Raw genomic sequence first — 25,888 nt, 5'->3', positions numbered from 1 at the left:
ATGGCGCGCCGCAAGCGCCTGCTCGGCTCGCTGGGCGCGCGATTCGTGTTGGTGACGTTCGCCGTCGCCCTCATCGCGGTGCTGGTGACTGCGCTGGTCGCTGTGCAGGTGGTCCAGACGGTGGAGCAGAACCAGGCACGACAGCAGCTCAAGGCACAGGCGGCGGCACTCGTGGCCTCCGGGCGCGCGGCCGGCGGGCGGGTGGGAGTGGTCGGCGACCGGTTCGCGGTCGTCTCGCCCGACGGCACGGTCACGGGCGCGGCGCGCGGGACGGTCAGCGCCGAGGTGGTGCGGAAGCTCCAGCACGGCGAGTCGGTCTCGGCGACCACGACACTGAACGGGAAAGACGCGGTGCTGGTCGGCATTCCGGGCCCTAAGGGCGGCGGGATCGTCGGGGTGCGTAAGGTCTCCGACATCGCCGCGGGCGACGCCGAGCTGCTGCGCGGCATCCTGCTCGCTCTGGCGATCGGTCTCGCGGTGGCCACCGCGGCGGGAGTGCTGCTCGCGCGGTTGCTGGCCCGCCCGCTTCGCCGGCTGGCCGATGTCGCGCAAGCGCTGGCCGGAGGCTGGCGCCGGGTCGAGATCGAACCCCAGTCGGTCGCGGAGATCGACGACATCGCCCAGGCGCTGCGCACGCTCGACAGGGCGCTTGCGACGAGCGAGGACCGCCAGCGCGAGTTCCTCCTCTCGGTCTCGCACGAGATCCGCACGCCGCTGACGGCGATCCGGGGCTACGCCGAGGCGCTCGCGGACGGAGTGATCCCCGCCGGCGAGGTCGCGGAGGCCGGGCGCACGCTCTCAGCGGAGTCGGAACGGCTGAGACGGTTCCTCGACGACCTCCTGGAACTGGCCCGGCTCGAGGCCGAGGACTTCACGATCAAGCGACAGCACTTCGACGCGCGCGACACGGTCGGCGCTGTCGTGCGGGCGTGGGCGGGCGCGGCCGGAGGTGCCGACGTGGTGCTCCGCGCCGAGCTGCAGGACGGCCCCGTCCCCGTCGACACCGACGAGATGCGGCTGCGGCAGATCCTCGACGGCCTCGTGGAGAACGCGTTGCGCGTCGCGCCGGCCGGCACCGAGATCGTCATCACGGGCGGGGTTTCCCGCCAGGGGATGGTCGAACTGGCCGTCCGCGACCGAGGACCCGGGCTGAGCCCCGAGGACACCGCTGTCGCGTTCGACCGCGGGACCCTCCACGCCCGCTATCGCGGCGCACGACCGGTCGGAACCGGCCTCGGACTCTCGATCGCGCGCGCGCTCGCGACTCGGCTCGGCGGCTGGATCAACGTGGCGGCCGTCGAGGGCGGGGGAACGGAGTTCCGGGTGGCCTTACCTTCCTCTGACATTCCCTGAGCTTCGCCCTGATCTGCTCCTGTCACGGTTGAGGCATGGACACGAACGACAGCGAGAACGACCCCCTCAAGCACCCTCTGAACGACCCGGTGAGCGACGATCAGGTGACCGAGCCGCTGCCATGGTGGAAAGCGGAGGCCGGCGGGCCGGGCGCGGGTGGGGGCAGCGAGGCGTTGGGGGAGGGCGGCGGAGCGGGGAGTGCGGTTTCCGGTGTGGGATTCGGCGTGGTGGGGCCAGCGGTGGGGGATCCGGGTGCTGCAGGAGCAGCGGGGCGGGATGCGGGTTTGGGTGTCGCAGGCGGTTCTGGCGGAGCGGGGTCTGCGGCAGGGGGTACGGGTTCGGGCGCGGGTGATGCTTCCAGCCAGGTGGCGCCCGCGGCGGGGATGGCCGTGACGGATTCGATGAAGTCGATCGAGCCCGACCGTGGAGCGTTCCTGCGCCGCCATGCGGTCGGCCTCTCGATCGCCGCCGCCGCCCTGGCTGTCGTGGTGGTGGCGGGCGGCACGGCGTGGGGAGTGTCTGCGGCGGTCGGGCAAGCAGATGCTGCCGCGCCCGCGTCAATGAGCACGGCGGTGCACGCCAAGAAGGGCACGACGGGCGTCGTCGGGCGCAACCATGACCGCGCTGCGGTCGGAACCGTGACGGCCATGTCTGGCGGCACCTGGACGATCCGATCGGCGGCCGGTGCGACCATTGCTGTGACGGTCGATTCCGGCACGACATTCGGCACCGCGAAGAAACCCGCAGATGCTTCATCCTTCGCGGTCGGAGACCGCATCGGCGTCGTCGGAACACGCGTCGGCGACAGCGTCACGGCCACCCGCATCGTTCATCTCGCGAGCACGGCTCACGGCGCTCCCGGGAAGCACGGAGGGAGTGCTGCCCCGACTCCGGTGCCCAGTCCGAATACCTGAGATGCGCGCGGCCAGCGGTGGCGCCGCGGGTGGGGTGGTCGCGTCGCGCACAGCTGAGGGGCTTCGCGCCCGGTCGGGAGGGGCCGCGGACCAAGCGGACGGGAGCGAATCGAGCGGGCTGGCCGGGGACCGTGCCCGGCGGTTGTGTATCGTGCCGGGCGGCCCCGGACAGTGTCGGGCGGCCGCTTATCGTGCCGGGCGGCGGCCCAGGACCGTGCCGAGCGGTCGTGGACCGTGCCGGGCGGTCCCGGACCGTGCCGGACGCCCCCGGACCGTGCCGGACGGCCGCAGACCGTGCCGGACAGCCACGGACTGCCGGACTGTGCCGGAGGGCCGCGGACTGTGCCGGAGGGCCGCCTCCCGGCGCGGCGAGCGCGCCGCACAGGGCAGGATGGATGTATGGAGACGGTGCTCGAGCTACGTGATGTGACGTTCCGGCGTGAGGGGCGCGACATTCTCCAGGGCATCGGCTTCGATGTGCGTTCGGGCGAGCACTGGGCGCTCCTCGGACCGAACGGAGCGGGCAAGAGCACCGTGCTCGGATTCTGCGGCGCCGTCGCGTTCCCCACATCGGGCACGGTGGACGTGCTCGGGCGCCGGCTGGGCCGGGTGGAGTTGCAGGAGCTCAGGCGGCACATCGGCCATGTGAACCCGCGCCATCCGGTCCGCTCGCCGCTCACCGTGACGGAGGTGGTTCTCACGGGCATCACCGGCTCCCTGGAGTTGCCGATGCGCTGGGAGCCGACCGCGGCGGAGGTCCTCCGTGCGCGCGAGCTGATCGACACGATCGGCCTCGACGACCGGCGCGATGCCCGCTGGCCCACGCTCTCCCAGGGCGAGCGCGGCCGCGCTCTGATCGCCCGGGCACTCATCTCGGAGCCGCGGCTCCTGCTGCTCGACGAGCCGACGACCGGGCTCGACGTCGCCGCGCGCGAACAGCTCCTCGAAACCATCGACGGCCTCTCGATCGCGGTGCCCGAGCTCGCCAGCGTGCTCGTCACCCATCATCTGGAGGAGCTGCCGGAGACGACATCGCACGCCCTGCTGCTCTCACACGGCCGGATCGTCGCATCCGGCCCCATCGCGGAGGCCGTCACGACCGAGACCGTGAGCACCGCGTTCGAACACCCGATCCGCGTTGAGCGGGCCGACGGGCGGTGGAGCGCACGGGCGGTGCGCAGTGAATGGAGCGATCACCGCAGCTCGAGCAGGAGCTCCTCTACCGGCCTCCCTGCGCCCGCGGCGTAGGACGTCTCGCGCCCGGTCTCCACGAATCCCGCCCGGGCGAGCACCCGCCGCGATCCGACGTTGGCTGCGGCGACGCGCGCGTGCAGCGGGCGAACCGGCTCCGCCGCGACCAGCAGCAGGAGGGCTGCGGTCGCGATGCCCCGGCCCCAGAGCGGGCGACGGATCCAGTAGGTGACCTCCCTGTCGCCGTCGAGGGTGAACGCTGCGACGGTGCCGGCGAACCCGCCGTCGGCCTCCACGGCGCTCAGCATGATCGTCGGATCGTTCAGGTGGCGCAGCCACCTGACGTCGAACGCGGCACGGTCGTCGGGGTCGGGGTCGGGGTCGGGGTCGGCGGCGGTGAAGGCCGCCATCCGGACGGCTTCGGGGTCGCGCATCATCTCGAACGCGGAATCGGCGTCCGCGTCGGTCGCCGGACGCAGTCGGACATGCATCACGTGATGCTAGCGGCGGCCGACCGCTAGACTCCCACCTCGTGCCCCCTCTCGCGACCGCCGACGATGGTGTGCCCATAGCGTTCGAGGAGGCGGGGACCGGCGTTCCGCTGCTGCTCATCGCGGGGCAGGCGACCGGGATGCGCGGGTGGGGACCGTTCGCGGACGCCCTCGCCGAGGATTTCCGCGTGATCGTCTTCGACCATCGCGGCATCGGCTACAGCGGCACCGGCGACCCCGCCACGTACAGCACGCGCCAGTTCGCCGATGATGCGCTCGCAGTGCTGGATGCGGCGGGGGTCTCGGCTGCGCACGTGCTCGGTCACTCGATGGGCGGGCGGGCGGCGCAATGGCTGGCGGCCGAGCACCCGTCCCGGGTCCGCCGCCTCGTGCTCATCGGCACCACGGCGAGCGACCAGGCCGGCGGTGCGGGCGACCGGCGGGATCCAGCCGTGGTCGGCGACCTCCTCAGCGGGGATCGCGAGCGCATGGTGCCGTTGTTCTTCGACGCGGACTGGGCGCGGGCGCACCCGGAGGCCGTGGCCCGGTTCTTCGACCGGGTCGCCTCGCGTGCAGCGCTGCGCGGGCATTTCGCGGCGAGCCGGGACCATGACGCCCGGGACGTGCTCGGCCGCATCCGGTCCGACACCCTGGTGATCCACGGCAGGGAGGATTCGCTGACTCCGGTCGCCCACGCACGGCTCCTGGCCGAGGGGATCCCGCACGCCCGGCTGCTGGAGTTGGACGCGCGGCACGGACTGCACCTGGACACTCCGGAGGTCCTCGACGCGGTCCGCACCTTCCTCGCCGCCCGCTGAACCCGCCGAACCCGTTGAGCCGCACGCCGACGGAGCGTGCACGGGCCGCCCCGTGCTCAGATGAGCAATTTTCAACTCGGGGGTGGTGCGCGGCGTCCTCGGAGGAGCATCCTGTCTCCCGTCGCCGAGCGTGCCCGGCCGCCGGCGGCCCTCACCAGAACACAAGCACCCGAAAAACAAGCACCCGAAAACTCAGCACCCGAAAACTCAGCACCCCGAACAGGAGCACCACTATGTCTCTCACCGAGACCTCCGTCTCGGATCGTTTCCGAGATCTCGCCGACCGGCTGACCGGCCGTGTCGTCACGCCGGCCGAACCCGACTGGGACGCCCAGCGGCAGGCCTGGAACCTCGCCGCCGACCAGCGCCCCGAAGCCGTGGTCGTCGCGGCCGACGCCTCCGACATCGCCGTCGTCGTCGGGTTCGCGCGTGACAACGGCCTCCGGGTCGTGCCGCAGGGCACCGGACACCTCGCCGCGCCGCTCGGCAACCTCGCCGGCGCGCTGCTGCTGCGCACGCCGCGGCTGCGCGAGGTGGAGGTCGACGTCGCCTCCGCCAGCGTCCGCGTGGGCGCCGGCGTGCTGTGGGGCGAGGTCAGCGCAGCCCTCGCACCGCACGGGCTGGCCGCGCTCGCCGGGTCGTCGCCGGACGTCGGCGTCGCCGGCTACCTGCTCGGCGGCGGCTACAGCTGGATGGCGCGCAAGCGCGGGCTCGGCTGCTCTGCGGTCACCGCGATCGACGTCGTCACCGCGGACGGCCGGCAGCGCCACGTGACCGCCGACAGCGAGCCGGACTTGTTCTGGGCTCTCCGCGGCGGCGGTGGCAACGCCGCTATCGTGACCGCGCTCACCTTCACGGTGTTCCCGGTCGCCACGGTCTACGCCGGGATGCTGCTGTACCCGATCGCGCGCGCCGGCGAGGTGCTGCGCGCCTACGAGCAGTGGACCCGCGACCTGACCGAGGCCGCCACGACGTGCGTCCGGCTGCTGCACGTCCCGCCGCTGCCCGACCTCCCCGACTTCCTCCGCGGCCAGGCCTTCGTCGGCGTCGACGGCGCGATCGACGCGCCCGAAGCGGAGGCCGCCGCGATCCTGGAACCGCTGCGGGCGCTCGGTCCGGCGATCGACACGTTCGACGTCCTCCCGGCCAGCCAGCTCGGGCTCGTGCACATGGACCCGCCGGAGCCGGTGCCCGCGATCGGCGACGGGCTGATCCTGGACGACCTCCCGGAGGGTGCGATCGAGGCGCTGGTCGCGATCGCCGGTCCCGATGCCCAGACCGCGCTGCTGGCCGTCGACCTCCGGCACCTCGGTGGCGCCGTCGGCCGACCCGCTGAGAACGGGGGAGCGGTCGACCACTTCCCCGGGCGCTTCCTCGTCTACGCCGTCGGGATGCTGCCCGACCCGGCACTCGTACCCGTGCTGGAGGCCGAGGTGGCCGGCATGCGCGCCGCCCTGGAACCGTGGACGAGCCCGCGCGACTACTCCAACTTCCGCGAGGCCCCGGCCTCGCCGTCCCGGTTCTACGACCCGGCGACGCTGGAGCGGCTGCGCGCGATCAAGCAGGCGTACGACCCCGAGCGGGTCATCCGCACCGCCCACGAACTCGACTAGCGGCGGTCGCCGAGCCGGCGGCTGCCCAGCCGCTGGCCCCCGGGCCGCAGGTCGCCTACCCGAACTGGCCGGAGCGGATCGCGTCGACGAAGGTCGCGTAGTCCGCTTCGGCTTGGTTCGCGTAGGCGTGCGCCCACTCCGAGACCGCGCGGACGAACGTTCCGCCGGTCCCGATGTAGCCGGCCGCGAACTGGGCCTTCGGTGACCGCGCGTGCGCGCGGCCGAGGACGATCGCGCACGACTGCGCGTACTCGCTGAACTGCACGCGGTTCATGTCCGCGATCTCGAACGAGGCGTTCCGGTTGCGGAAGATCCGCATGTAGAAGCTGTAGTCCTGCACGTTCAGGTAGCCGAGGAACGGGTCGGAGACCGCCTGCAGGATGCGCTGGCAGCCCACCACGCGGTAGCCCTGGTGCTTGGCCTCCAGTTCCGGGTCGAGGTAGCCGGGCGCGGGAGTCACTCCGCCGAACTGCTGGACGACCGACTGGCTGGCCTCCTTGAGCTGCAGGATCAGCACGTCGCCGGTCGGGTCGCCGAGCGCGATGATGAAGCAGCGCGTCCCGACACTGCCCACCCCGACGACCCGGCGGGCGATGTCGAGCACGGTGTACTGCGACAGCATCAGGGCGAGATTCGTGGGGACCGTCGCGCGGTACGAGGCGAAGACCGAGTCGATCAGCGGGCGGATCTCCGGCTCGAGCCGGGTCAGCACGGGCGGGTTGTCGACGAACTGGAAGCCCCCGTCGCCGCCCTCCTCGAGCGTGCGGCGGGCGACGCGCTCGCTGGTGCGCTTCTCGGACTCCTTGAGGGTCCGTTTGATCATCCGCTCGCTGTCCGGGCTGAGCACCTGCCTGTTGGCCAGAGTGGTCGGCCGGAAGTAGCGCCCGAACAGCGGCTGCTGCAGCGCGTTCCGCAGCGAGTTGCGATACATCGCCGCCGACGAGAGCACGATCGAGCGCAGGTCGCCGCCGCCCATTCCGAGCGAGCGCCCGGCCAGGACGACGCTGGCGAGCAGGCGCTTCACGTCCCACTCCCACGGGCCGACGGACGCCTCGTCGAAGTCATTGATGTCGAACACCATCGACCGCTCGGGCGACCGGTAGATGCCGAAGTTGCTCAGGTGCGCGTCGCCGCAGATGACCACCTCGGCGCCGGAGGACGGCGCGTCGCGAAGGTCGGCGGCCTGGATGGCAGCGGTGCCGCGGTAGAAGGCGAACGGGTCGGTGCTCATTCGTTCCATGCGCAGTTTCACCAGGTAGGGGAGTCGCGACTCGTTCTGCGTGTGCAGGATGCCCAGTGGGTCACGCCCGGGCGGCGGCGTGTAATCGGCTTGGGCGGAGCGGGGCACCTGCGAGCGGGCAGCCCGCCCAGCGTCGTAGAGCTCGATTTCCGTGAGCGGGGTCGCGATGGTCGTCATGACGCACCTCCTGGCTGGCGCTCATGCTAGCTCGGCGCGCGGCGGTCGGGTAGACGGTTCTGGTTAGAGTGGACGCCGTGGACCGGACGGGATGGATCGAGCACCGCAGGCACGACGGCGAGCGGGTCGGCTGGATCCGGATGGCGGGGGACCTGTTCGTCCCAGTGGACCTGCTGGGCCGTGAGCTCAGCGGACCCGTCGACTGGCTGGCGGCCGAGGAGACGCTCGACGCCGCGGGCATCGGCTACCTCGCCGAGCTGTACGAATTGCGGCTGCCGGACGGATCGTGGCTGCGGGTGCGGCTGGCGGAGGTCTCGCCTGAGCGCATCGTGGCGAAGAAGGACGACTTCGGCGCGGTGGGCGCGCCGCAGCTGTACTACCCGCTGCCGTTCCCCGCGCCGGAGAGCCTGCGGTTGCTGCGGCGCTGACTCCCGGGTCTGGTGCGCCGCATCGCCGCCGGGCTACCATCGACCAGATTTCCCGGAGGGGGCTGCCATGGCGGGTCGGTGGGGCGCGGTCACGGTGCTGGCTTCGGCGCAGTTCGTGATGACGCTGGACAGCACGGTGATGAACGTCTCGATCTCCACCGTCGTCAAGGACCTGCACACGACCATCTCGGCCATGCAGGCCTGCATCACCTTCTACACGCTGACCATGGCGGCCTTCATGCTGCTCGGCGCGAAGCTCGGCGACGTCTGGGGGCGGCGGCGGGCGCTGGTGATCGGCTCGATCGTCTACGCGGTCGGGTCCGCCACGACCGCGCTCGCGCCGAACATCGTTGTGCTGTTCCTCGGCTGGTCGGTGATCGAGGGGCTCGGCGCCGTGCTGGTGATCCCGGCGATCGCTGCGCTCATCGCCGACAACTACTCGGGCCACGCCCGGGTAACGGCGTTCGCCGCGATCGGCGCGGCCTCCGGTGTCGCTGTCGCGGTCGGCCCGCTGATCGGCGGGTTCCTCACCACGTACGCGAGCTGGCGGTACGTGTTCGCGGGCGAGGTCGTGATCATGGCCGTCGTGCTGCTGTTCCGCAACGTCGTCTCCGACTCCGGCGGACGCTCGCGCATCCGCATCGACATCCCGTCCGTGCTGCTGTCGGCCGCCGGCCTCGTGCTCATCGTCTTCGGCCTGCTGCAGACCAAGACCTGGGGCTGGATCCTGCCGACGCAGCAGAACATCAGCTTCCTAGGACTGTCGCTCGTGCCGTTCATCGTCGGGATCGGCGCGGTGCTGCTCTGGCTGTTCTTCCTGCGCCAGCGCCGGCTCATCCGGCTCGGGCGGCCGCCGCTGCTGAACACGGCGATCCTGCGGCTCCAGCAGTTGCGTGCGGGCGTCGGGAGCCTGGGCATCCAGTACACCGTGACGGCCGGCCTGTTCTTCGTCGTGCCGATCTTCCTGCAGCTGTCCCTGGGGCTGGACGCGCTGTCGACCGGGTTGCGGATCTTCCCGCTCTCGGTCGCGCTCGTGCTGTTCTCGATCCTGGGCACGGTGCTGGCGCGGAGGCTGTCGCCCAAGCTCATCGCGCGGATCGGACAGTTCGGGTTGGTGCTGTCGAGCCTCGTCCTGCTCGGCTCGGTCGACACGACGCTCGACAACTGGATCTTCGGCACCGGGATGTTCCTGGCCGGGGCCGCCCTCGGGCTGCTCGCCTCCCAGCTCGGCAATGTCACGATGTCGGCGGTGCAGGACGACGAGCTCAGCGAGGCGGGCGGCGTGCAGGGGGTCTTCCAGAACCTGGGCTCCTCGCTCGGCACCGCGTTGATCGGCTCGGTCATGATCGCGTCCCTCACCACCCTGTTCAGCGGAGGCGTCGCGGCGAGCAGCCTCCCGGACTCCGTGCAGCAGGAGGTCGCGACCCGCACGGCGGCGGGCGTCGCCGTGGTCCCCGTCGCGGACGTGCCGAAGATCGCGACCGACGCGGGCCTCTCCCAGGAGGAGGCCGACCAGCTGTCGTCGATCTACAGCACCGCGCAGCTGGACGCGCTGCGGCTCTCCTTCGCGGCGCTGGCGATGGTCTCGCTCGGCGCGGTGTTCTTCTCGCGCAACCTGCCGTCCAGCGTGCTGGGCCGGCCGGAGAACGACGACGACGAGGACAGCGCGGAGACGCCGCCCGCCGCCGCGGCATCGGCGTGACGACGCGACGGCGTTCGCGCGCCGGGGCGGACAGGTCTGGTGCCGCGCTCGCGAGCGGAGCTAGCATGCGGCCGTCGGCGCCGGGCTGCGTGCGCCACGACGGGAGGAGACCGGCATGGAGGCGTTCCCGGACATCGCCGACCACGGACTGATCGGCGACCTCCAGACCGTCGCCCTGGTCTCGACCAGCGGGTCGATCGACTGGTTCTGCGCGCCGCGGTTCGACTCCCCGACGCTGTTCGCTGCGCTGCTCGACCGGGAGAACGGCGGCTACTTCCGCATCCGCGCGCTCGCCGACGACGTGCGGATCCGGCAGATGTACTTCCCGCAGACGGCGGTGCTGATCACCCGGTTCATGTCGTCCGCCGGCGTCGGGGAGGTCATCGACTTCATGCCGGTCGCCGACGAGCCGCGCATCGCCACCGCCCGGCGCGTGATCGTCCGGGCGGTGCGGGTGGTACGCGGGGAGCTGAATTTCCGGCTGGAGTGCCGCCCCCGGTTCGACTACGGCAGGAGGCCGCACACGGCGACGGCCTCCGAGAACGGCGTGCTGTTCGAAGACGGCCAGACCACCGCCGCACTGCACGGCGTGCCGCCCGAGGCGCTGGTGGACGGCGACGCCGACCTGCAGTTCTCGCTCGCCGCGGGCGACCTCCGGATCTTCGCGTTCGAGACCGAGCCGCGTGGCGCGCCGCGCGACATCGGCCGGGTCCGCGGCAACCGGCTGTTCCGCGAGACGGTCGCGTTCTGGCGGGAGTGGATCGACCGCAGCACGTATTCGGGCCGCTGGCGGGAGGACGTCGAGCGCTCGGCGATGGTGCTGAAGCTGCTGCAGTACGCGCCGAGCGGGGCCCTCGTCGCCGCGCCGACCGCCGCCCTGCCCGAGCAGCTCGGCGGCGTGCGCAACTGGGACTACCGCTACACCTGGATCCGGGACGCCTCCTTCTCGGTCTACTCGCTGCTCGCCCTCGGCTACGAGGAGGAGGCCACCGCCTTCGCGCTCTGGACCGCCGACCGGGTGTCCGAGCAGGTGGGCGAGGGCTCCGGACCGCTCAAGATCATGTACCGGATCGACGGCTCCTCCGACCTCGAGGAGCTCACGCTCGACCACTTCGAGGGCTACGCGGGCTCCACGCCGGTGCACATCGGCAACGGCGCCGCCGACCAACTCCAGCTCGACATCTACGGCGAGGCGATCGACGCGCTGTCGATCGCGGAGGACCACCACCCGATCGGCCACCCCGGCTGGATGAAGCTCGTCGGCATCCTGGACTGGCTCGCCGACAACTGGGACCAGCCCGACGAGGGCGTCTGGGAGACCAGGGGAGGCCGCAAGGACTTCACCTACGGCCGGATCATGTGCTGGGTCGCCTTCGACCGCGCCATCACCATCGCCCGCGAGCGCAGCAGGCCCGCGCCGCTGGAGCGCTGGATCGCGACCAGGGACGCGATCTACGAGCAGGTCTTCACCAAGTGCTGGAACCCGGAGCGGAAGGCGTTCACACAGCATCCCGGCACCGACGTGGTGGACGCGATCACGCTGCTGATGCCGTTGGTGGGGATGATCTCGCCGCACGACCCGATGTGGCTGTCCACGCTCGACGCGATCGGGGAGGAGCTGGTCACCGACAGCCTGGTCTACCGGTACAACCCGTCCGCGTCGCCGGACGGCCTCCCGGGCGAAGAGGGTACCTTCTCGCTCTGCTCCTTCTTCTACGTGTGCGCCTTGACTGACGCCGGCCGGCTGGACGAGGCGCAGTACGCGTTCGAGAAGATGCTCACCTACGGCAACCACGTCGGCCTGTTCGCCGAGGAGATCGACCCGGCCGGCCTCCAGCTCGGCAACTTCCCGCAGGCGTTCACCCATCTCGCGCTCATCCGAGCGGCGATCGCGCTGGATGCCGCTCTGACCGCCCGGAGCCCGTACGACCGGGGCTCCACCAACCGGAAGGCCGCACGATGATCCCGCTCACCATCGGCACCACCGTCGACGCCCCGGAGCGTCCCGCCGTCATCGACGGCGCCCGCTTCAACCGGCACACCTTCTGGTGCGGTCAGAGCGGGTCGGGCAAGACCTACGCGCTCGGGGTGGTGCTGGAGCAGCTGCTGCTGCAGACCGAGCTGCCGATCGCCGTGCTCGACCCGAACGCCGACTTCGTCCGGATGTCGCGCACGCGGGAGGACGCCTCGCCCGAGGAGCGCGACCGGTTCGCCGGCTTCGACATCCGCGTCTTCCACTCCAGCACCCGGGGCGAGCCGCAGTTCCACGCCCGCTACGTCGACCTCAGCGTCCGCTCGCAGGCCGCGGTCGGGCGGCTGGACCCGATCGCCGACGAGGAGGAGTACAACGCGCTCCTGCACCTCGACAAGTCGCCGGGGCGGCACTTCGACAAGCAGGTCTTCCTGGAGTCGCTCGCCTCCTCGGACGACCCGGCCCGGCGGCGGCTCGGGATGCGGATCGACAACCTGGAGATCCTGGACTGGCCGCTGTGGTCGTTCGGCGGCTCCTCCGCCGTCGACACGATCGACGAGCGGCCCCGCGTCACCGTGCTCGACGTGGGCGGGTTCGCACACCAGGCCGAGCCGCAGGCGGCGGCGCTCTGCGTGCTGGAGCACCTGTGGGAGAAGCGGATGGAGCGCGACCCGCTGCTCATCGTCCTGGACGAGGCGCACAACTTCTGCCCGCCCGTGCCGCGGAACAGTGTCGAGGCGCAGCTCACCGAGCAGCTCATCCAGATCGCCGCCGAGGGCCGCAAGTTCGGGCTGTGGCTGTTCCTGTCCACGCAACGGCCCACCAAGATCCACCCGAACGTCCTGTCGCAGTGCGACAACCTCGGCCTGATGCGGATGAACTCGCCGCGCGACCTGGACGAGATCGGTCACGTGTTCGGGTTCGTTCCGCAGCACCTGCTGGAGCAGTCGCCCACCTTCCGCAAGGGCGAGGCGCTGTTCGCGGGGGCGTTCTCGGAGGAGCCGCAGCTCGTCCGGATCGGCCGGCGCATCACCGTCGAAGGCGGCGGCGACCTGTCGGTGGAGCCGAGCGCTGTAGGTGTCGGATGATCGAGGAGGAACCATGAGCGGCACACCGGAATCGCCCGAGTCGCGCACCCGGGCCGACGCCGCGGAGGCGCGCGGCATCATGAACGACGTCGTCCACGGCAGGCTCATGCACGTGCCGGCGACGATCGCGCAGTCCATCGAGGACTTCCACGACACGTCGCAGGAGTGGCGGCGGCTGTTCTCTGAGCTGCTCGGCACCTTCTTCCTGGTGCTGGTGGCGGCGGGCGGCGGGATGATGGGGCAGGCGTTCCCGAACACGATCTCCCGCACCGCTGCGGTGACCGCGCCGGCGCTGATGGTGTTCGCGATCATCCTGTTCATGGGCAAGGTCTCCGGCGCCCACCTGAACCCGGCGGTGAGCGTGGCCTTCGCGCTGCGCGGGGACTTCCCGTGGGTGCGCGTGCCCGGCTACATCCTCGTCCAGCTGGCCGGGGCCTCCCTCGCCGCGTGGTTCCTGGAGGGCGTCACGCATGTGTCGTCCCGGTACGGGTCGAACTACCCGGCGTCGGGCTTCAGCTCGTGGGATGCGCTGCTGATGGAGGCGGTGCTGACGTTCGGCCTGGTGAGCGTCATCCTGGGCACGGCCTCCGGAGCCCAGAACCTCGGCATCATCGGCGCGTTCGGCGTCGGCGCCTACATCGCCCTGGCGGGCCTCTGGGGCAGCCCGATCTCCGGAGCCTCGATGAACCCGGCGCGCACCTTCGGGCCGGACCTGGTGAGCGGCCACTGGGACGCCTACTGGGTGTACATCGTGGGCCCGCTCGCCGGAGCGGTGATCGCGGTCGGTGCCGCGTTCCTGCTGCGCGGCCGCGGAGGCGGCGTCGCCGGCTCGGGGGCGGCCCAGGGCGGCCTGATGACGGAACCGCGCTACCCGGAGCAGGAGTGAGCCCTCGTCGGGACTGACGCCGCGCCGCAGCGCGGACCATGATGTCCTCATGGACTCGATGGATCTCAACCAGTCCGCGGCGGACGCCGACGGCAGCATCCGCGTGCAGCGCGCGCTGTGGCGGCACTGGGGGACACCGGCGGGCATCTACGGCACGATCGTGTACGCGAGCGTGGTGGCCGCGAGCTCGGGCGGCGCCGCCGACCAGGCGGACGCCCTGCACGTCCTGGTCTTCAGCCTGGTGAGCATCGTGGTGTTCTGGATGGCCCACGTCTACTCGACGGCCCTCGGCTTCCACGCCGCCGACGAGAGCGTGCGCGCCCGGATCGTGGACTCGCTCCGCCACGCCCTGTTCGAGTCGAGCGGCATGCTGGAGGCCGCGGTCGTACCGAGCATCCCGCTCCTGCTGGCGGCGCTCGGCATCCTTCCAGCGGAGGTCGGCGTGCTGCTGTCGCTCTGGCTGACCGTGCTGCTGCTGGGGCTGCTCGGCTACCTGGTGTTCCTGATCCGCGGGAGGTCGGTGCTGGTGTGCCTGACCGGGGCGGTGGTGACGGGGTTGTTCGGGGTGGTCGTGATCCTGTTGAAGACGACGCTGCAGCATTGAGGGGTCGAGCGGTTGTAACGTGTGCCGTTACGCGCTACAGTGATGGAGGTGATCAAGAGCTTCGCCCACAAGGGTCTGTCAGCGTTCTTCCACACAGGCTCGGCGAAGGGGATCGTTCCGCAGCACCGGCGACGGCTGCGGCTGATCCTGGCGACGCTCGACGACGCCGCAGTACCCGAGGATGTCGATCTGCCCGCGTTCGGCCTCCACGCGTTGAAAGGCGAGCTGGCCGGGATGTTCTCCCTGCGGGTGAGCGGAAACTGGCGAGTGATCTTCGCCTTCGACGAGGAGGACGTGATCCTGGTCGACTATCTGGACTACCACTGAGACGAAGGAGGCGATGATGACGATGCACAACAGGCCGCACCCGGGCGAGGTGATCGCGGAGCAGCTCGGTGTCGAAGGGCTCGGGCTGACCGTGGGCGGGGCCGCGCTGAAGCTGGGGATGTCTCGGCCGGCGCTCTCGCGCGTCCTCAACGGGCACGCCGCGGTCAGCACCAAGCTCGCGCTCGCGCTCGAGGCGAACGGCATCGGTACGGCCGAGCTCTGGCTCAGGATGCAGATGCGCTACGACCTCGAGAACGCGCGGGCTGCCGCTGCCGGCTGACCGGCGTCTCTGAGCCGGCGCCGCGCCCCTACGTTGGACCGCCCGTGCTCTCCTGCCCGCCCGGCCCGCCGGCCCCCGCCGGCGGCTGCGGCGCGCCGCCGCCCCCGCCTCCAGAACGCGCGGCCTTGGCCGAGCGGCGCTGCGCCTTCGCCGCGTCCGACTCCACCTTCATGATGTCCTTGGTCTCCCGTAGGTCGCCGATCGCGGCGCGCCAGATGCGGGCGCGCGGATCGGAGTCGACCAGGATCGCCCGGGCGAGCAGCGTCAGCGGGATGGCCAGGATGGCGCCGATCGCGCCGAGCACGACCGCCCAGAGCAGCACCGAGAAGAAGGTGAGCGTCTGGCTGAGCGCCACGGCGTTGCCGACCACCTTCGGCTGCACGACCGACTGCACGACCGCGTTCACGACTCCGTAGATGATGATGATCGCGATGACGGTTCCCCAGCCGCCGATGAGGTAGCCGAACACCAGCGGCGGCACGAGGGCCAGGAAGTAGCCGACGTTGGGGATGAAGCTGCACAGGAACGACAGGATCGCCCAGAGCAGCGCCGCGGGCACGCCGAGGATCCACAGCGCGATGCCGTTGATGACGCCCTGCACGATGCCGAGCACGGTGGTCACCACCATGTAGCGGCGGACGTTGTGGGCGAAACCGGACATCGCGTAGACGAGGTTCGGCTTGGTCGGCTCCAGCTGGCGCAGCAGCGTCGGAGTGTAGGCGGCGTCGGCGGGCATGAGGATGAGCATCGTCAACACGATCACGCCGAACGTGATCAGGCCGAACGCGCCGCCGAGCAGGCCGCTGAAGAAGTTGAGCAGCTTGGTCGGGTCGAAGCCCTGCGTCACCGCCTGGAGGTCCTGCGGGCTGATGCCGATGCTCGACAGCCAACTCGCGAACTGCTGGCCGATCTGCTGGAACTGCGCCTTGTACTGCGGCAGCATGCCGACGAACTGGGCCATCGCGATGATGAGGAGCGCGACGAACCCGGCCAGCAACGCGAAGGTCGTCAGCGCGACCGCGCCGGTCGCGACGCCGCTCGGGGTGCCGTGGCGCTCCAGCCAGACCCGCACCGGCTGGGCGCAGATGACCAGGATCAGCGCGAGCAGAGTCGGGGCGAGGATGCCGGCGATGGCGTGCATCCCGATCAGGATGACGACCCCGCCGGCCAGGCCGACGAGGATGCGGACGCTGCGGCCGTTCGCGGCGGCGGCCTCCTGGTCGGGGTCCGGGCCCTCGGGCGGAGGCGCTTCGGGACGGCGGGTACGGCGGCGGAACGGCCAGATGCCGCTAGCGGCGGCCATGATCGGTTTCCCGGATCACTGTGTGGAGCGCCATGACGGCCTCCCTGTCGATGTTGAACCGCCCGGCCGAGCTGGTGCGGGCATGGGACGGCGCCGGAGCCCTGCGGGACTCCGGCGCCGTAGCGGTCGGGTCGGTCACGTCGGTCACCGATCCCGTTCGATCACGCCGTCGGCGCAGCCGGAGGCGGGGTCGGCGCGGACGGTGCGGCGGGCGCCGCGTGGGCCCCGGCCCCGGCCTGGTGGCCGAGCGCGACGCTCTTGAGGTGCGCGAACTCCTCCGGGGTGATGGTTCCCGCGTCGAGGAGCGCCTTCGCCTTGGCGATCTCGTCGGCCGGGCTGGCGGTCGCCACCTGGCGGATGTAGGCGTCGGTGCTCTGCTGCACCTGGCGGGCCTCCTTCTGGCTGCGTTCCGCCATCCCCGGACCGCGGGCGATCAGGTAGACCAGCGCGGTGAGGAACGGCACGAAGATCAGGAAGATGATCCACAGCGCCTTCCACCAGCCGTTGAGCTTGTGGTCGCGGAAGAGATCGCTGATGATCGCGAACAGCGCGAACAGGTAGGCGATGAAAGCGAAGCTCCAGAAGAACAGCCAGATGATGTTCCAGAAGTTGTTCCAGAAGTCCATGTCGTTTTTCCCTTCCCCCTGGCCCGGGTCCGAGCCTGGATGTGGGCTGAGAGTAACGCCGCGGAGGCCTGGGCGTCTAGAGGGCGATCGGGTGGGTTGAGGGTGAAAACCAGTCCAGCACCCGCAGCGCGCGCAGCGTGTTCCACCGGCTCGGCTCGCCGACCGTCTCCAGGTCGAGCAGGGCGCGGCCGGAGTGCTCGTGGTCGAGCAGCCAGCGGCCGTCCGGCTGGCGGCGCGACTCCACGACGGACACCGCCTCCGCCACCCGGTCGTCCGCCGGCACGCCGGCCGCCCGCAGGTGGTCGAGCCCGCGCAGTATGTCGAACGCCCAGTAGTACGGGAACGAGAACCGCAGCCAGCTCTCCCGGATGATCGCGCCGTCGCTCCGCCGGCGCATCAGGCCGCGCGAGAGCAGGTAGTCGTGGCCGCGCGCGACGGCCGGCGCGACGTCGGTCGGGCCGCCGGCGTCCCGGTAGGCGACCAGGCCCTCGAGCGCGCAGATCGTGCTGTGGAACGAGCCGGGGTCCTGGCGGGTCTCCGCGTAGCAATTCCAGCCGCCGCCGTCCTGCTGCTCGTTCAGCAGCCGCTCGACGATCAGCTCGCTCGGATGCCCGAACCGCGCTCCCGCGACCAGGACGCGGCCGTTGATGCACGGCTCCACCTCGCCGTCGAAGAACGGATGGTTCCACCACTCCTCGCCCCAGTCGACCTGCCGCACAACCCGGTCCACCGCGATGCGGGTGCGCTCGCCGTCCGCGGGTGCGCCCAGCAGGGCCAGCAGCAGCATCGCGTCGTCGACGCCGAGGCGGTCGCGCTGCGTCCAGACCCCCTCGCCCCAGGTCCCGTCCTCCTGCTGGAGCTCGAGCAGGCGGGCGCCCCAGCCGTCGGTCTCGACCTTCGCGCGTTCAGCGGCGACCGCGTCCTCCGGCTCGTGCAGCAGGTCGCGGCGCACCTGCCAGCGGATCGCGGGGTCCCCGTCCAGAAGCCAGTCCATGACATCCACGGCGCACACGGTACTCCGCGCGGCCGCCCGCCGGTCACGTCCGCGCCGCTCAGTTGCTGTTGCACGCCGCCCGCTGGACCGCCGGCGGGAGGACGTTCTGCGCGCACACCTCGGTGCGGTCGCGGACCTGCCAGGCGCCGTCCACCCACTGGAACACCGCCGTCGTCTGCGACTCGGGGTGGTTCACGCCAGCCGTCGCCCAGCCCGCGCTGCACGCGAGGTCGGTGCCGATGGTGCCGGTGAGCCCGGCGGCGTCCAAGGCGCGCTGGAGGGCGGCGGCGCTGCAGTCGGCGCCGGCCGACCCGCCGGATCCACCGGGGGTCGCCGTCGGCGTCGGCGTCGACGGCGCGGGCGACGGGGTCGCGGAGCCCACCACCGCACTCCCGTACGCCAGCGCACCCAGCGGCCCGTCGATGCGCCCGGCGGTCGTCCAGGTCGTCCCGTCAGCGCTCGCGGACACCGTCGTCGTGTTGAGGGAGTGCGCCTGGTTCTGCATCCCGGAGTCCTCGCTGCCGAGCAGCCAGCGGCCGCCGCCGAACGCGAGGCCGTGCGGGAGCCGTCCCTTCAGCGCGGCCGGCGTGGAGGTCGCCCAGGTCTGCGCGTCGTGCCCGCGTCGATCACGGTGTCCTCGGTCGCGGGCAGCCCGGTCGCCTGGTCGGCGGGGTAGGTCGTCGCCGCGGCGATCCGCCAGCCGCCCGCCCCGTACGCGACCGAGCCGGTCGTCTGGCCGGACAGCGGGGCTCCGCTCGCCGCCCACGCGCTCCCGTCCGCGCTCCGGAACACGCTCACCGGCGAGTCCTGCACGTACACGGCCGCGGTGGTCGCCAGCCAGTGGCCTCCGCCGTACGCCACCGACCAGAAGCCGTCGGCGCCGGGAGTCTGCACCGTCGCCGCAGGCGTCCAGCTCGCGCCGTCGTCGCTGGCGTGGACGACCGCGCGGCCGCTGGGGGCCGAGAGGCCGAGGGTGTCGCTGTAGCCGTCGGCCGGGTCGCCGACCGCCAGCCAGCGTCCGGCGCCGAAGCCGACGCCGCGGAGCCGCTCGGCGACGGTCGCGGCGGTCGACCAGGAGGCAAGGTCGGCCGAGGTGAGGATCTCGGAGTGCACGCTCGCCTGATCGTCGGAGACCGCGACGGCGACCCAGCGGCCGTCGCCCCAGGCCAGGTCGTCGATCAGCTCGTGGGGGACGGTGGCGACTCGGGCCCACGAGGCGCCGTCGCGACTCGTCCACACCACGGACTGGTCGACCAGGCCGATGCCGGCCGACGAGCTCCAGGTCACCGCGGCCCACACGGCCCCGGCCGACCCGACGGGCTGGTCGTAGACCCGTCCGGTCTCCAGATCGACCAGCGGGAGCGAGCCGCCGGGCCGGCCCGAGTGGATCAGGATGACCGCGCCGCCGGCATAGCCCGGCCACGCCGTCCCGATCGTGGCCGCCGACACTACGGAGAGCGGCTGCGGCTCGGTCAGCGGATTGCCGCAATTGCACTTGACCCGCGGCGTGCCGGTGGCGTCGACGAGAACGGCGGTGCCCGCCTGGAGGATCGCGGGGAACGACGTCGCCGCTCCCGAGCGGTAGCCGTGGTTCTGCACGAGCGTGTCGCTGCCCAGGATCACGGGCGTCAGGCCGGAGACGTAGGCCGCGATCTTCGCCGGCGCGATGCCGAGCACGCGCGCCCACGCCGCCGCCTTCGCGTGCGCGCCGGCGAGGAACGTCACGAGGCGCTGCGGGTCGCAGACCTGCGCGTCCCCGCTCCCGCCGTAGAGCCCCGGGGTCGTCCCTCCGGCGACCGGCGTGTCCGTCCCCGCGGCCTTCGGGAGGGTGGCCCGCAGCTGCGCGGTCTTCTTCGCGACGGTGTCGCTCGGGGCGGGGGCGGCGTCCCGCTGCGTGCTCTCGGTGAAGGGGTTCGGCCCCGGGTCTCCGGACGCGACGAGCCGGACGGGACCGGAGTCCGCCGAGCGCCCGATGGCGATGCCGCCCAGCACGGCCGCGGCGACCACCGCCGCAGCGACGACGATCCCGCCGGCCAGCCACCAGCGGCGTCGGTTGTGCGGGCCCGGGGATCCGCCCGGCTCAGCGGGCTGCGTCCCTGGGTCGGAGCCCGTGGACATGAAACTGAGAATAGCTCATTAACCTGAGAAGGTTCAAATGCCCGGTTGGGGCCCGGCAGCGCCCGTTCGCGCGAACGACTGCGTGCCCAGGACCCCCAGCAGCGCGAGCTTCTCCGCCGCCTCCGTCCGCGGCGCCGCCGTCAGCACGAGCAGGCATTGCGACAGGTCCTCCGTGAACAGCGCCTGGCAGTCCAGCTCGATCGCGCCGAGCTCCGGATGCAGGAGGGTCTTGTGGTCCTCGAACCGGCGGGCGACCTCGTGCCGCTCCCAGAGCCTGGCGAACTCGGGACTCCGCTCCAGCAGCGCCCGCACGAGCTCGCCCGCACGCGACTGCGGACCCATGGCGCCGTACGCGTCACGCAGCGACGCGACCTGGGCCCGGCTCTGCCGGTCGCGGTCGGCCTCCGGATACATCGCCCGCGCCGTCTCCGGGTCGGTGAACCAGCGGTAGTACTCGCTGCGCTCCAGGCCGGTGTAGTGCGAGCGGTCGCCCAGCAGCGCGACGGCCAGCCGGTTCTGCACGAGGGTCTCGCCCAGATTCGAGAGCACGAGCGCCGGGGTGTCGTCGAGCCGGTCGAGCACGCGCTGCAACGCGGGAGGCACGTGCGCGCCGCCGAGTCGGTCGGGGGTGTTGTGGCCGGCGACGCGGTAGAGGTAGTCCCGCTCGTCGGCGGACAGCCGGAGCGCCCGGGCGAGGGAGGCGAGCATCTGGTCGCTGGGCTGCGGGCCGCGGCGCTGCTCCAGCCGGGTGTAGTAGTCGTTGGACATCGCGGCCAGCATGGCGACCTCCTCGCGCCGGAGGCCGGGGGCGCGGCGGCGGGGGCCGGACGGCAGGCCGACGTCCTCCGGGCGCAGCGCCTCGCGGCGGCGGCGGAGGAAGTCGGCGAGGGCGATGCGGTCCATCACACCATCATCCGACGTCGCCGGCCGCCGGACCAGGGATCGCGGATCCCCCGATGAGCGCTCCGCTCCCGCCCGCGCGGGAACGCCCGCAGAGTGGAGGGCATGAACATCACAGGGAACACCGTCTTCATCCCCGGCGCCACCAGCGGCATCGGGCTCGCGCTCGCCGTCGCCCTCCACGAGCGCGGCAACACGGTCGTCGTGGGCGGACGCCGCACCGAGCTGCTCGAGCGGATCGCCGCCGAGCATCCGGGGATCGACACCGTGCGCGTCGACACCGCCGACGCCGAGAGCATCCGGAAGGCCGCGGCCACCGTGCTCGCGGCCCATCCCGACCTGAACGTGCTGATCACGATGGCCGGCATCATGCAGGCGGAGGACTGGCATCGGCCCGAGACGTTCCTCGCCTCCGCGGAGTCGATCGTCACCACCAACGTGCTCGGCCCCATCCGCCTGATCGCGGCATTCGTGGAGCACCTGCAGACCCGGCCGGACGCGACGATCGTGACGGTCTCCTCCGGGCTGGCGTTCACACCGCTGAAGGTCACGCCGAGCTACAACGCCAGCAAGGCGGCCATCCACATGCTCAGCGAGAGCATCCGCCTCCAGCTCGCCGACACGTCGGTCGGGGTCGTGGAGCTCGTGCCGCCGGCCGTGCGCACGGCGCTCATGCCGGGGCAGGAGGAGAGCGACTTCGCGATGCCGCTGGACGAGTTCGTGGCGGAGGTCATGGAGCTGATCGAGTCCCGGCCGGAGGCGACCGAGCTCCAGGTGGAGCGGGTGAAGTTCCTCCGCTACGGCGAGGCCCGTGGCGACTACGACACGGTCGTGCGGGTGCTGAACGACTCCGACCCCCACGCCCGCGAGTCGGTGGCGTAGCCCGCTACGCGTACTCCCGCTACGCGTACTCCGGGGCGAGGGCGAGCCAGGCCGCCAGCGCGCCGATCTCGGCGCGCACCTCGTCCCGCACGTCCGGCGCGAACGGCTCGTCCTCGTGGATCGCCGTCACGCGGAGGAGGCCCGCCTTGCGGTCGGCCGTGGCGTCGAGCTTGCCGATCAGCCGGTCGCCGTGCAGGATCGGCAGCGCGAAGTAGCCCCAGCGGCGCTTCGCGGCGGGCTTGTACATCTCCAGCAGGTACTCGAATCCGAACACCTCCTGCGTGCGGACCCGGTCGTGCACGAGCCGGTCGAACGGCGACAGCAGTGCCGTGCGGCCCGAGAACGGGAGGCCGACGGCGGCCGGGTCGACCCGCCACTCCAGCGTGCTCCCCTCGACGGTCGCCGGCTCACCCGCCTCGCCCACCAGAGCGCGGCGGGCGATGCCGAGCGAGCGCAGCCGCCGCTCGTCGCGCAGCAGGGCGGCCTCCGCCTCCGGCACGATTTCGATGCCCGCCGGGTAGACCCGCTCTCCCAGATCCCAGGTGCGCTGGCGCCCGATGCGGCCGGCGACCGCGACCTCCCCGCGGCCCTGCAGGAGCTCGAGCAGGCGGGTGACGTTCTGATTGTGCGTCCAGCCGGTGGACTCCCACGGCACGGCGGCGGTGTCGGGGATGTCCTTGGACAGCGTGGGCCCGTTGTCGCGGAGCAGTGCGAGCACGTCCCGGCGGAAGGCGTCGTTGGCCTGCAGCCAGGCCTGCGCGCCGGAGCGGGCGTCGGGCCAGCGCGACATCCGGTCGAGCTGGAGGCCGAGGTCGGAGACCGGCCGGACCATCGCGAACGGCGCGGTGACCGGGTCGTCCATCGCCTTCACCTCGTAGAGCAGCCGATCGGCCTCCAGCGCCTGGACGAGGTCCTGCGGCCGGTAGGCCGCGCCGAGCCGGGTGTAGGCGATCAGGTCGGCGCTCGGCGCGATCGCTGCCGTGGGATCGAGCTGGAGGAACGTCAGGCTCTCGGCGAGCGGGATGAGCCCGGCGGGGCGCTCGGCGTCGAGGCGCTGCGCGCGGACGGCGATCCTGCGCGCTTCGTCGCGGTCCAGGGTGAGGGCCATGCCCCTACGCTAGCGATCGGCGCGCGACTTCCGCAGGCGCAGCGTGATCGTCCGCACCAGCACCGGCCCGACCGAGAGCACGACGATCGCGATCAGGACCAGGTCGAGATACCTCGAAACGAAGTCCGCGACGCCGGGGATGTGGCCCAGCCCGTAGCCGATCAGCACGACCGCGGCGGCCCAGACGGCGGCGCCGATCAGGTTGAACAGGCTGAAGACGCGGTGCCGCATCCGGCCGACACCGGCGGCGACCGGGGCGATCGTGCGGACGACCGCGACGAAGCGGGCAACGACGACCGCGCCGTTGCCGTACTTGTCGAAGAACTGCTGCGTGCGCACGACGCTGGCCCGGCTGAACACTCCCGACTCGCGCCGGTCGAACACGGCGGGGCCGCTCGTGCGGCCGATCAGGTAGCCGACCTCGCCGCCCGCGGTCGCGGCGGCCGCGACGGCGATGATGACCAGCCAGAGCGGCTGCGGGATCTGCCCGGTGAGCGTGAGCACGCCAGCGAAGAACAGCAGGGTGTCGCCGGGCAGGAAGAAGCCGAGCAGGAGGCCTGTCTCGGCGAACACGATCGCGCAGATGCCGAGCAGCGCCCAGGGGCCGGCGGCCTGGATGAGGGCCTGCGGGTCGAGGAGGCCGGAATGGGCTACGGCGCCGGCGGCCGCCAGGGGGTGGGAGATCATGGGGTCCTCTCGTACAGCGCGATCACTGCGCGATGCGTCGCGATCCGCGTCGTGGTCGGATGGAAGCCGAGGTCGGCGAGGTCGGCGATGCCGTAGCTGTCGACGGTGCGGGGCGAGGCGGCGTATTCGATGAGCCAGACCCGGCGTAGCCCGTCGAACCGGCCCAGAGCGCCCGCCTGACTCACCGAATAGATGGTGTCGTGCCAGGACGGCGCCTGCGCGAACGGCAGGTCGAGCGCGACGTCCGTCGTGTGCGCGAAGCCCGCGGGATAGGTGTGCTCGGCGAGGCGCGGCCGTCGGGACGGCCTGGTCGACTCGTCGAACACGACCCCGTCGCCCGGCTGCGCATGCGCTCCGACCGCGGCCGAGACCTCGGCCCAGTCGCTCTGGTTCTTCGCGTACGGCGTGCGCTCCGCAGCGTAGGAGGGGATGCACAGCGCCAGGACCAGCAGCCCGGCGGCGACGCCCGCCCAGCGCCGCCGGCGGAGGATGTCATCCACCCCGCACGCGATCAGCAGCGCGGCAGCGGGCGCGCAGAACGACACGTACCGGGCGGTGAAGTCGGGGACGACCGCGTGCACGGCGATCAGCATCGCCGGCGGGAGCAGCAGCCACAGCAGGGCGAGCGGCACGAGCGACGGCAGGCGCGTGCCCGACCGGAAGAACAGTCCGCCTCCCGCCACCCGGGCGACGAGGATGCGCTGCCGGGCCTCCACGGTCACGGCGACGGCCATGAGCGCCCAGGCCGCGAGAGCCAGCGGCCAGGCGTCGCCGAACCAGATGCCGCTGAAGAGCGTCTGCGGGGCGAGCTGCTGCACGGCGCCCAGGTAGGCGATCTGGTGGTGCTGGCGGATCGCCACCGCAAGCAGGGGAGCGGAGGCCAGCAGCGCGGCTCCCGCGGTGATCAGCCAGCCGGCGACGGTCCGGCGCGGCGCGCGGGACACGGCGACGACCACGCCGTGCACGATCACGAACAGGATCGTGTAGAGGAACACGTAGGTCCCGACCGCGAGCAGCAGGCCGTAGCCGACGAACCACAGTGCTCGCGGACGGTCGCGGCCGAGCGCGCCGATGAGCAGCACGGTCAGCCAGGCGACGATCGCGGCCGAGAAGGCGAACGAGCGCGCCTCCTCGCCCATGTAGGTGACCCGGGGCAGGAGCGCGCAGATCAGTCCGGCGACGACCGCCGTGCGGACATCGCGGAGGCGTGCGGCGAGCAGGACGACGGCGGCGGCGGCCAGCCCGACCGCGATCGCGCTGGGCAGCCGCACCGCGAACGGCGAGAAGCCGGCCAGCTCGCCCCAGAAGTGCAGGCCGAGGTAGTAGGTGCCGTGCACGGCGTCCAGCTGGCCGAGCATCCGGAACAGGGTGGGCAGCGGACGCTGCGCGGACATGATGCTGGTGGCCTCGTCGCCCCAGAGCGAGGGGATCCAGGAGCCGGCTGCGGACAGCACGGTCGCGAGCACGCCGGCGAGTGCGGCGAGCACGGCCGGGCGGGCGAGGGGCGCGGTCCTGCGGATCGGGGCCGGCCGCAGCGTTGTGACGGACAGGTCGGCACCGTCCTCTCGAATCAGCGTCTGCGGTCAGTCAATCCCAGCACTCCCCAGAAACGTCCAAGAGTCGGACGGTCCAACAGTCGGTGACATCCACGGGTCAGCTGATCTCAGCGAGGATGCGCTCGGCCAGCAGGTCGCCGATCAGGGGGCCCATCGTCAGGCCGCCGGCGCCGAAGCCGGTGTTGACGTAGACCCCCGGCCGGTCCTCGACGGGGCCGGCCGTCGGGAGGTCGCCGTCCGGGAGCGGGCGCAGCCCCACCCTGGTCTCGACCAGAGTCGCGTCGGCCAGGCCCGGCGCCACCGCGAGGGCGTCCGCCAGCACCTGCCGGACGCCGGCCGCGGTCTCGCGCGCGTCGAAGCCGGAGCCGGTCTCCCGGGTGGCGCCGACGACGATCCGCCCGGCGTCGAACGGGACCAGGTAGTGCGGCGCGACGGGATGCACCGACGGCCACGCTCGGGTGTCCGCATCGACCCGCAGGTGCACGAGCTGTCCGCGCTGCGGCTCGACCCGCACGCGGACGCCCAGCGGCCGGAGGACGCGGTCGGTCCACGCGCCCGCCGCGACGACGATCGCGTCCGCCGCCAGCGGTTCGCCGCCGGCGGTCAGCACGCGGTCGGCGTCCAGTGCCG

26 protein-coding genes are annotated in these 25,888 nt (G+C 72.1%); 14 read left to right on the top strand and 12 right to left on the bottom strand.

All coding sequences use genetic code 11. The features are described from left to right. From AC3A3H_RS09465 to AC3A3H_RS09455, 3 genes are all read left to right on the top strand, one after another. Positions 1-1,353, top strand: coding sequence for a sensor histidine kinase (locus AC3A3H_RS09465; protein WP_487614311.1), 1,353 nt, complete (start codon positions 1-3; stop codon positions 1,351-1,353). A gap of 35 nt (positions 1,354-1,388) precedes the next feature. Then, on the top strand, positions 1,389-2,267 hold the full coding sequence (locus tag AC3A3H_RS09460) for a DUF5666 domain-containing protein (RefSeq protein WP_487614310.1): 879 nt from the start codon (positions 1,389-1,391) through the stop codon (positions 2,265-2,267). A 399-nt stretch (positions 2,268-2,666) separates the two neighbouring features. After that, a complete protein-coding gene (locus AC3A3H_RS09455; RefSeq protein WP_487614309.1) occupies positions 2,667-3,515 on the top strand; it encodes an ABC transporter ATP-binding protein in 849 nt (282 codons plus the stop codon). Here the strand turns inward: AC3A3H_RS09455 and AC3A3H_RS09450 are convergent. After that, positions 3,461-3,949 (bottom strand): GNAT family N-acetyltransferase, encoded by a 489-nt coding sequence (locus AC3A3H_RS09450; protein WP_487614308.1) that lies wholly within the window; start codon positions 3,947-3,949, stop codon positions 3,461-3,463. The two genes, AC3A3H_RS09455 and AC3A3H_RS09450, sit on opposite strands and share 55 nt — an antisense overlap. Positions 3,950-3,990: 41 nt before the next feature. On the opposite strand from AC3A3H_RS09450, the gene AC3A3H_RS09445 reads away from it, so the two are divergent. Together AC3A3H_RS09445 and AC3A3H_RS09440 are read left to right on the top strand one after the other, a co-directional pair. Then, entirely contained in the window at positions 3,991-4,767 is a 777-nt protein-coding gene (locus AC3A3H_RS09445; protein WP_487614307.1) for an alpha/beta fold hydrolase, read from the top strand. Positions 4,768-5,000: 233 nt separating this feature from the next. Beyond that, entirely contained in the window at positions 5,001-6,380 is a 1,380-nt protein-coding gene (locus AC3A3H_RS09440; RefSeq protein WP_487614306.1) for an FAD-binding oxidoreductase, read from the top strand. 55 nt (positions 6,381-6,435) lie between these two features. Here AC3A3H_RS09440 and AC3A3H_RS09435 read toward each other — a convergent pair whose 3' ends face one another. Continuing rightward, complete coding sequence (locus AC3A3H_RS09435; RefSeq protein ID WP_487614305.1) at positions 6,436-7,797, bottom strand: DUF2252 domain-containing protein; 1,362 nt, start codon at positions 7,795-7,797, stop codon at positions 6,436-6,438. 77 nt (positions 7,798-7,874) lie between these two features. Here AC3A3H_RS09435 and AC3A3H_RS09430 point away from each other — a divergent pair, with 77 nt between their 5' ends. The 8 genes from AC3A3H_RS09430 to AC3A3H_RS09395 all read left to right on the top strand — a co-directional run bounded on the left by AC3A3H_RS09430 (position 7,875) and on the right by AC3A3H_RS09395 (position 15,084). After that, positions 7,875-8,225 carry a hypothetical protein gene (locus AC3A3H_RS09430; protein ID WP_487614304.1) on the top strand — a complete coding sequence of 117 codons (351 nt, stop codon included), beginning with the start codon at positions 7,875-7,877 and terminating at the stop codon, positions 8,223-8,225. 67 nt (positions 8,226-8,292) lie between these two features. Further along, positions 8,293-9,927 (top strand): MFS transporter, encoded by a 1,635-nt coding sequence (locus tag AC3A3H_RS09425; protein ID WP_487614303.1) that lies wholly within the window; start codon positions 8,293-8,295, stop codon positions 9,925-9,927. A 115-nt stretch (positions 9,928-10,042) separates the two neighbouring features. Next, the gene (locus AC3A3H_RS09420; protein ID WP_487614302.1) at positions 10,043-11,890 is read left to right on the top strand and encodes a glycoside hydrolase family 15 protein; all 1,848 of its coding nucleotides are present in this window, start codon (positions 10,043-10,045) and stop codon (positions 11,888-11,890) included. After that, positions 11,887-12,987, top strand: a complete 1,101-nt coding sequence (locus AC3A3H_RS09415) for an ATP-binding protein (protein WP_487614301.1) — start codon at positions 11,887-11,889, stop codon at positions 12,985-12,987. The genes AC3A3H_RS09420 and AC3A3H_RS09415 overlap by 4 nt, the downstream gene beginning before the upstream one ends. Positions 12,988-13,000: 13 nt before the next feature. Further along, positions 13,001-13,873, top strand: a complete 873-nt coding sequence (locus AC3A3H_RS09410) for an MIP/aquaporin family protein (protein WP_487614300.1) — start codon at positions 13,001-13,003, stop codon at positions 13,871-13,873. A 49-nt stretch (positions 13,874-13,922) separates the two neighbouring features. Continuing rightward, the gene (locus AC3A3H_RS09405; protein WP_487614299.1) at positions 13,923-14,477 is read left to right on the top strand and encodes a hypothetical protein; all 555 of its coding nucleotides are present in this window, start codon (positions 13,923-13,925) and stop codon (positions 14,475-14,477) included. Between the two features lie 48 nt (positions 14,478-14,525). Further along, positions 14,526-14,804 carry a type II toxin-antitoxin system RelE/ParE family toxin gene (locus AC3A3H_RS09400; protein ID WP_487614298.1) on the top strand — a complete coding sequence of 93 codons (279 nt, stop codon included), beginning with the start codon at positions 14,526-14,528 and terminating at the stop codon, positions 14,802-14,804. Positions 14,805-14,820: 16 nt separating this feature from the next. After that, a complete protein-coding gene (locus AC3A3H_RS09395; protein WP_487614297.1) occupies positions 14,821-15,084 on the top strand; it encodes a HigA family addiction module antitoxin in 264 nt (87 codons plus the stop codon). 28 nt (positions 15,085-15,112) lie between these two features. Here the strand turns inward: AC3A3H_RS09395 and AC3A3H_RS09390 are convergent, their stop codons facing one another. The 6 genes from AC3A3H_RS09390 to AC3A3H_RS09365 all read right to left on the bottom strand — a co-directional run bounded on the left by AC3A3H_RS09390 (position 15,113) and on the right by AC3A3H_RS09365 (position 21,028). Continuing rightward, entirely contained in the window at positions 15,113-16,387 is a 1,275-nt protein-coding gene (locus AC3A3H_RS09390) for an AI-2E family transporter (protein ID WP_487614296.1), read from the bottom strand. 161 nt (positions 16,388-16,548) lie between these two features. Next, a complete protein-coding gene (locus AC3A3H_RS09385) occupies positions 16,549-17,013 on the bottom strand; it encodes an SHOCT domain-containing protein (RefSeq protein ID WP_487614295.1) in 465 nt (154 codons plus the stop codon). Positions 17,014-17,089: 76 nt separating this feature from the next. Next, complete coding sequence (locus tag AC3A3H_RS09380; protein WP_487614466.1) at positions 17,090-18,007, bottom strand: hypothetical protein; 918 nt, start codon at positions 18,005-18,007, stop codon at positions 17,090-17,092. 58 nt (positions 18,008-18,065) lie between these two features. After that, positions 18,066-18,512, bottom strand: coding sequence for a hypothetical protein (locus AC3A3H_RS09375; protein WP_487614294.1), 447 nt, complete (start codon positions 18,510-18,512; stop codon positions 18,066-18,068). A 68-nt stretch (positions 18,513-18,580) separates the two neighbouring features. Further along, positions 18,581-20,125 (bottom strand): DUF6777 domain-containing protein, encoded by a 1,545-nt coding sequence (locus tag AC3A3H_RS09370; RefSeq protein ID WP_487614293.1) that lies wholly within the window; start codon positions 20,123-20,125, stop codon positions 18,581-18,583. A 33-nt stretch (positions 20,126-20,158) separates the two neighbouring features. Next, complete coding sequence (locus AC3A3H_RS09365) at positions 20,159-21,028, bottom strand: helix-turn-helix transcriptional regulator (RefSeq protein WP_487614292.1); 870 nt, start codon at positions 21,026-21,028, stop codon at positions 20,159-20,161. Between the two features lie 102 nt (positions 21,029-21,130). Between AC3A3H_RS09365 and AC3A3H_RS09360 the strand changes: the two genes are divergently transcribed. Then, positions 21,131-21,907, top strand: coding sequence for an SDR family oxidoreductase (locus AC3A3H_RS09360; protein ID WP_487614291.1), 777 nt, complete (start codon positions 21,131-21,133; stop codon positions 21,905-21,907). A gap of 19 nt (positions 21,908-21,926) precedes the next feature. Here AC3A3H_RS09360 and AC3A3H_RS09355 read toward each other — a convergent pair whose 3' ends face one another. From AC3A3H_RS09355 to AC3A3H_RS09340, 4 genes are all read right to left on the bottom strand, one after another. Then, on the bottom strand, positions 21,927-23,015 hold the full coding sequence (locus tag AC3A3H_RS09355) for a DNA glycosylase AlkZ-like family protein (RefSeq protein WP_487614290.1): 1,089 nt from the start codon (positions 23,013-23,015) through the stop codon (positions 21,927-21,929). 9 nt (positions 23,016-23,024) lie between these two features. Continuing rightward, positions 23,025-23,702, bottom strand: a complete 678-nt coding sequence (locus tag AC3A3H_RS09350; RefSeq protein WP_487614289.1) for a DedA family protein — start codon at positions 23,700-23,702, stop codon at positions 23,025-23,027. Next, on the bottom strand, positions 23,699-25,189 hold the full coding sequence (locus AC3A3H_RS09345) for a glycosyltransferase family 39 protein (RefSeq protein ID WP_487614288.1): 1,491 nt from the start codon (positions 25,187-25,189) through the stop codon (positions 23,699-23,701). Before AC3A3H_RS09345 ends, AC3A3H_RS09350 begins: the two co-directional genes overlap by 4 nt. A gap of 166 nt (positions 25,190-25,355) precedes the next feature. Further along, positions 25,356-25,888, bottom strand: a 533-nt coding sequence (locus AC3A3H_RS09340; RefSeq protein WP_487614287.1) for an NAD(P)/FAD-dependent oxidoreductase, incomplete at its 5' end; no start/stop codon positions are given.

The organism is Leifsonia sp. Soil_N53 (genome assembly GCF_057655165.1).
This window is presented reverse-complemented; position numbering and strand designations above follow the sequence as displayed.

What these genes read in the sequence shown, in the direction of transcription:
- AC3A3H_RS09465 (WP_487614311.1), top strand. Translation starts at nt 1, where the DNA reads ATGGCGCGCCGCAAGCGCCTGCTCGGCTCGCTGGGCGCGCGATTCGTG.
- AC3A3H_RS09460 (WP_487614310.1), top strand. Translation starts at nt 1,389, where the DNA reads ATGGACACGAACGACAGCGAGAACGACCCCCTCAAGCACCCTCTGAAC.
- AC3A3H_RS09455 (WP_487614309.1), top strand. Translation starts at nt 2,667, where the DNA reads ATGGAGACGGTGCTCGAGCTACGTGATGTGACGTTCCGGCGTGAGGGG.
- AC3A3H_RS09450 (WP_487614308.1), bottom strand. Translation starts at nt 3,949, where the DNA reads ATGCATGTCCGACTGCGTCCGGCGACCGACGCGGACGCCGATTCCGCG.
- AC3A3H_RS09440 (WP_487614306.1), top strand. Translation starts at nt 5,001, where the DNA reads ATGTCTCTCACCGAGACCTCCGTCTCGGATCGTTTCCGAGATCTCGCC.
- AC3A3H_RS09435 (WP_487614305.1), bottom strand. Translation starts at nt 7,797, where the DNA reads ATGACGACCATCGCGACCCCGCTCACGGAAATCGAGCTCTACGACGCT.
- AC3A3H_RS09425 (WP_487614303.1), top strand. Translation starts at nt 8,293, where the DNA reads ATGGCGGGTCGGTGGGGCGCGGTCACGGTGCTGGCTTCGGCGCAGTTC.
- AC3A3H_RS09420 (WP_487614302.1), top strand. Translation starts at nt 10,043, where the DNA reads ATGGAGGCGTTCCCGGACATCGCCGACCACGGACTGATCGGCGACCTC.
- AC3A3H_RS09415 (WP_487614301.1), top strand. Translation starts at nt 11,887, where the DNA reads ATGATCCCGCTCACCATCGGCACCACCGTCGACGCCCCGGAGCGTCCC.
- AC3A3H_RS09410 (WP_487614300.1), top strand. Translation starts at nt 13,001, where the DNA reads ATGAGCGGCACACCGGAATCGCCCGAGTCGCGCACCCGGGCCGACGCC.
- AC3A3H_RS09405 (WP_487614299.1), top strand. Translation starts at nt 13,923, where the DNA reads ATGGACTCGATGGATCTCAACCAGTCCGCGGCGGACGCCGACGGCAGC.
- AC3A3H_RS09395 (WP_487614297.1), top strand. Translation starts at nt 14,821, where the DNA reads ATGACGATGCACAACAGGCCGCACCCGGGCGAGGTGATCGCGGAGCAG.
- AC3A3H_RS09390 (WP_487614296.1), bottom strand. Translation starts at nt 16,387, where the DNA reads ATGGCCGCCGCTAGCGGCATCTGGCCGTTCCGCCGCCGTACCCGCCGT.
- AC3A3H_RS09385 (WP_487614295.1), bottom strand. Translation starts at nt 17,013, where the DNA reads ATGGACTTCTGGAACAACTTCTGGAACATCATCTGGCTGTTCTTCTGG.
- AC3A3H_RS09380 (WP_487614466.1), bottom strand. Translation starts at nt 18,007, where the DNA reads ATGGACTGGCTTCTGGACGGGGACCCCGCGATCCGCTGGCAGGTGCGC.
- AC3A3H_RS09375 (WP_487614294.1), bottom strand. Translation starts at nt 18,512, where the DNA reads ATGCAGAACCAGGCGCACTCCCTCAACACGACGACGGTGTCCGCGAGC.
- AC3A3H_RS09370 (WP_487614293.1), bottom strand. Translation starts at nt 20,125, where the DNA reads ATGTCCACGGGCTCCGACCCAGGGACGCAGCCCGCTGAGCCGGGCGGA.
- AC3A3H_RS09365 (WP_487614292.1), bottom strand. Translation starts at nt 21,028, where the DNA reads ATGGACCGCATCGCCCTCGCCGACTTCCTCCGCCGCCGCCGCGAGGCG.
- AC3A3H_RS09360 (WP_487614291.1), top strand. Translation starts at nt 21,131, where the DNA reads ATGAACATCACAGGGAACACCGTCTTCATCCCCGGCGCCACCAGCGGC.
- AC3A3H_RS09355 (WP_487614290.1), bottom strand. Translation starts at nt 23,015, where the DNA reads ATGGCCCTCACCCTGGACCGCGACGAAGCGCGCAGGATCGCCGTCCGC.
- AC3A3H_RS09350 (WP_487614289.1), bottom strand. Translation starts at nt 23,702, where the DNA reads ATGATCTCCCACCCCCTGGCGGCCGCCGGCGCCGTAGCCCATTCCGGC.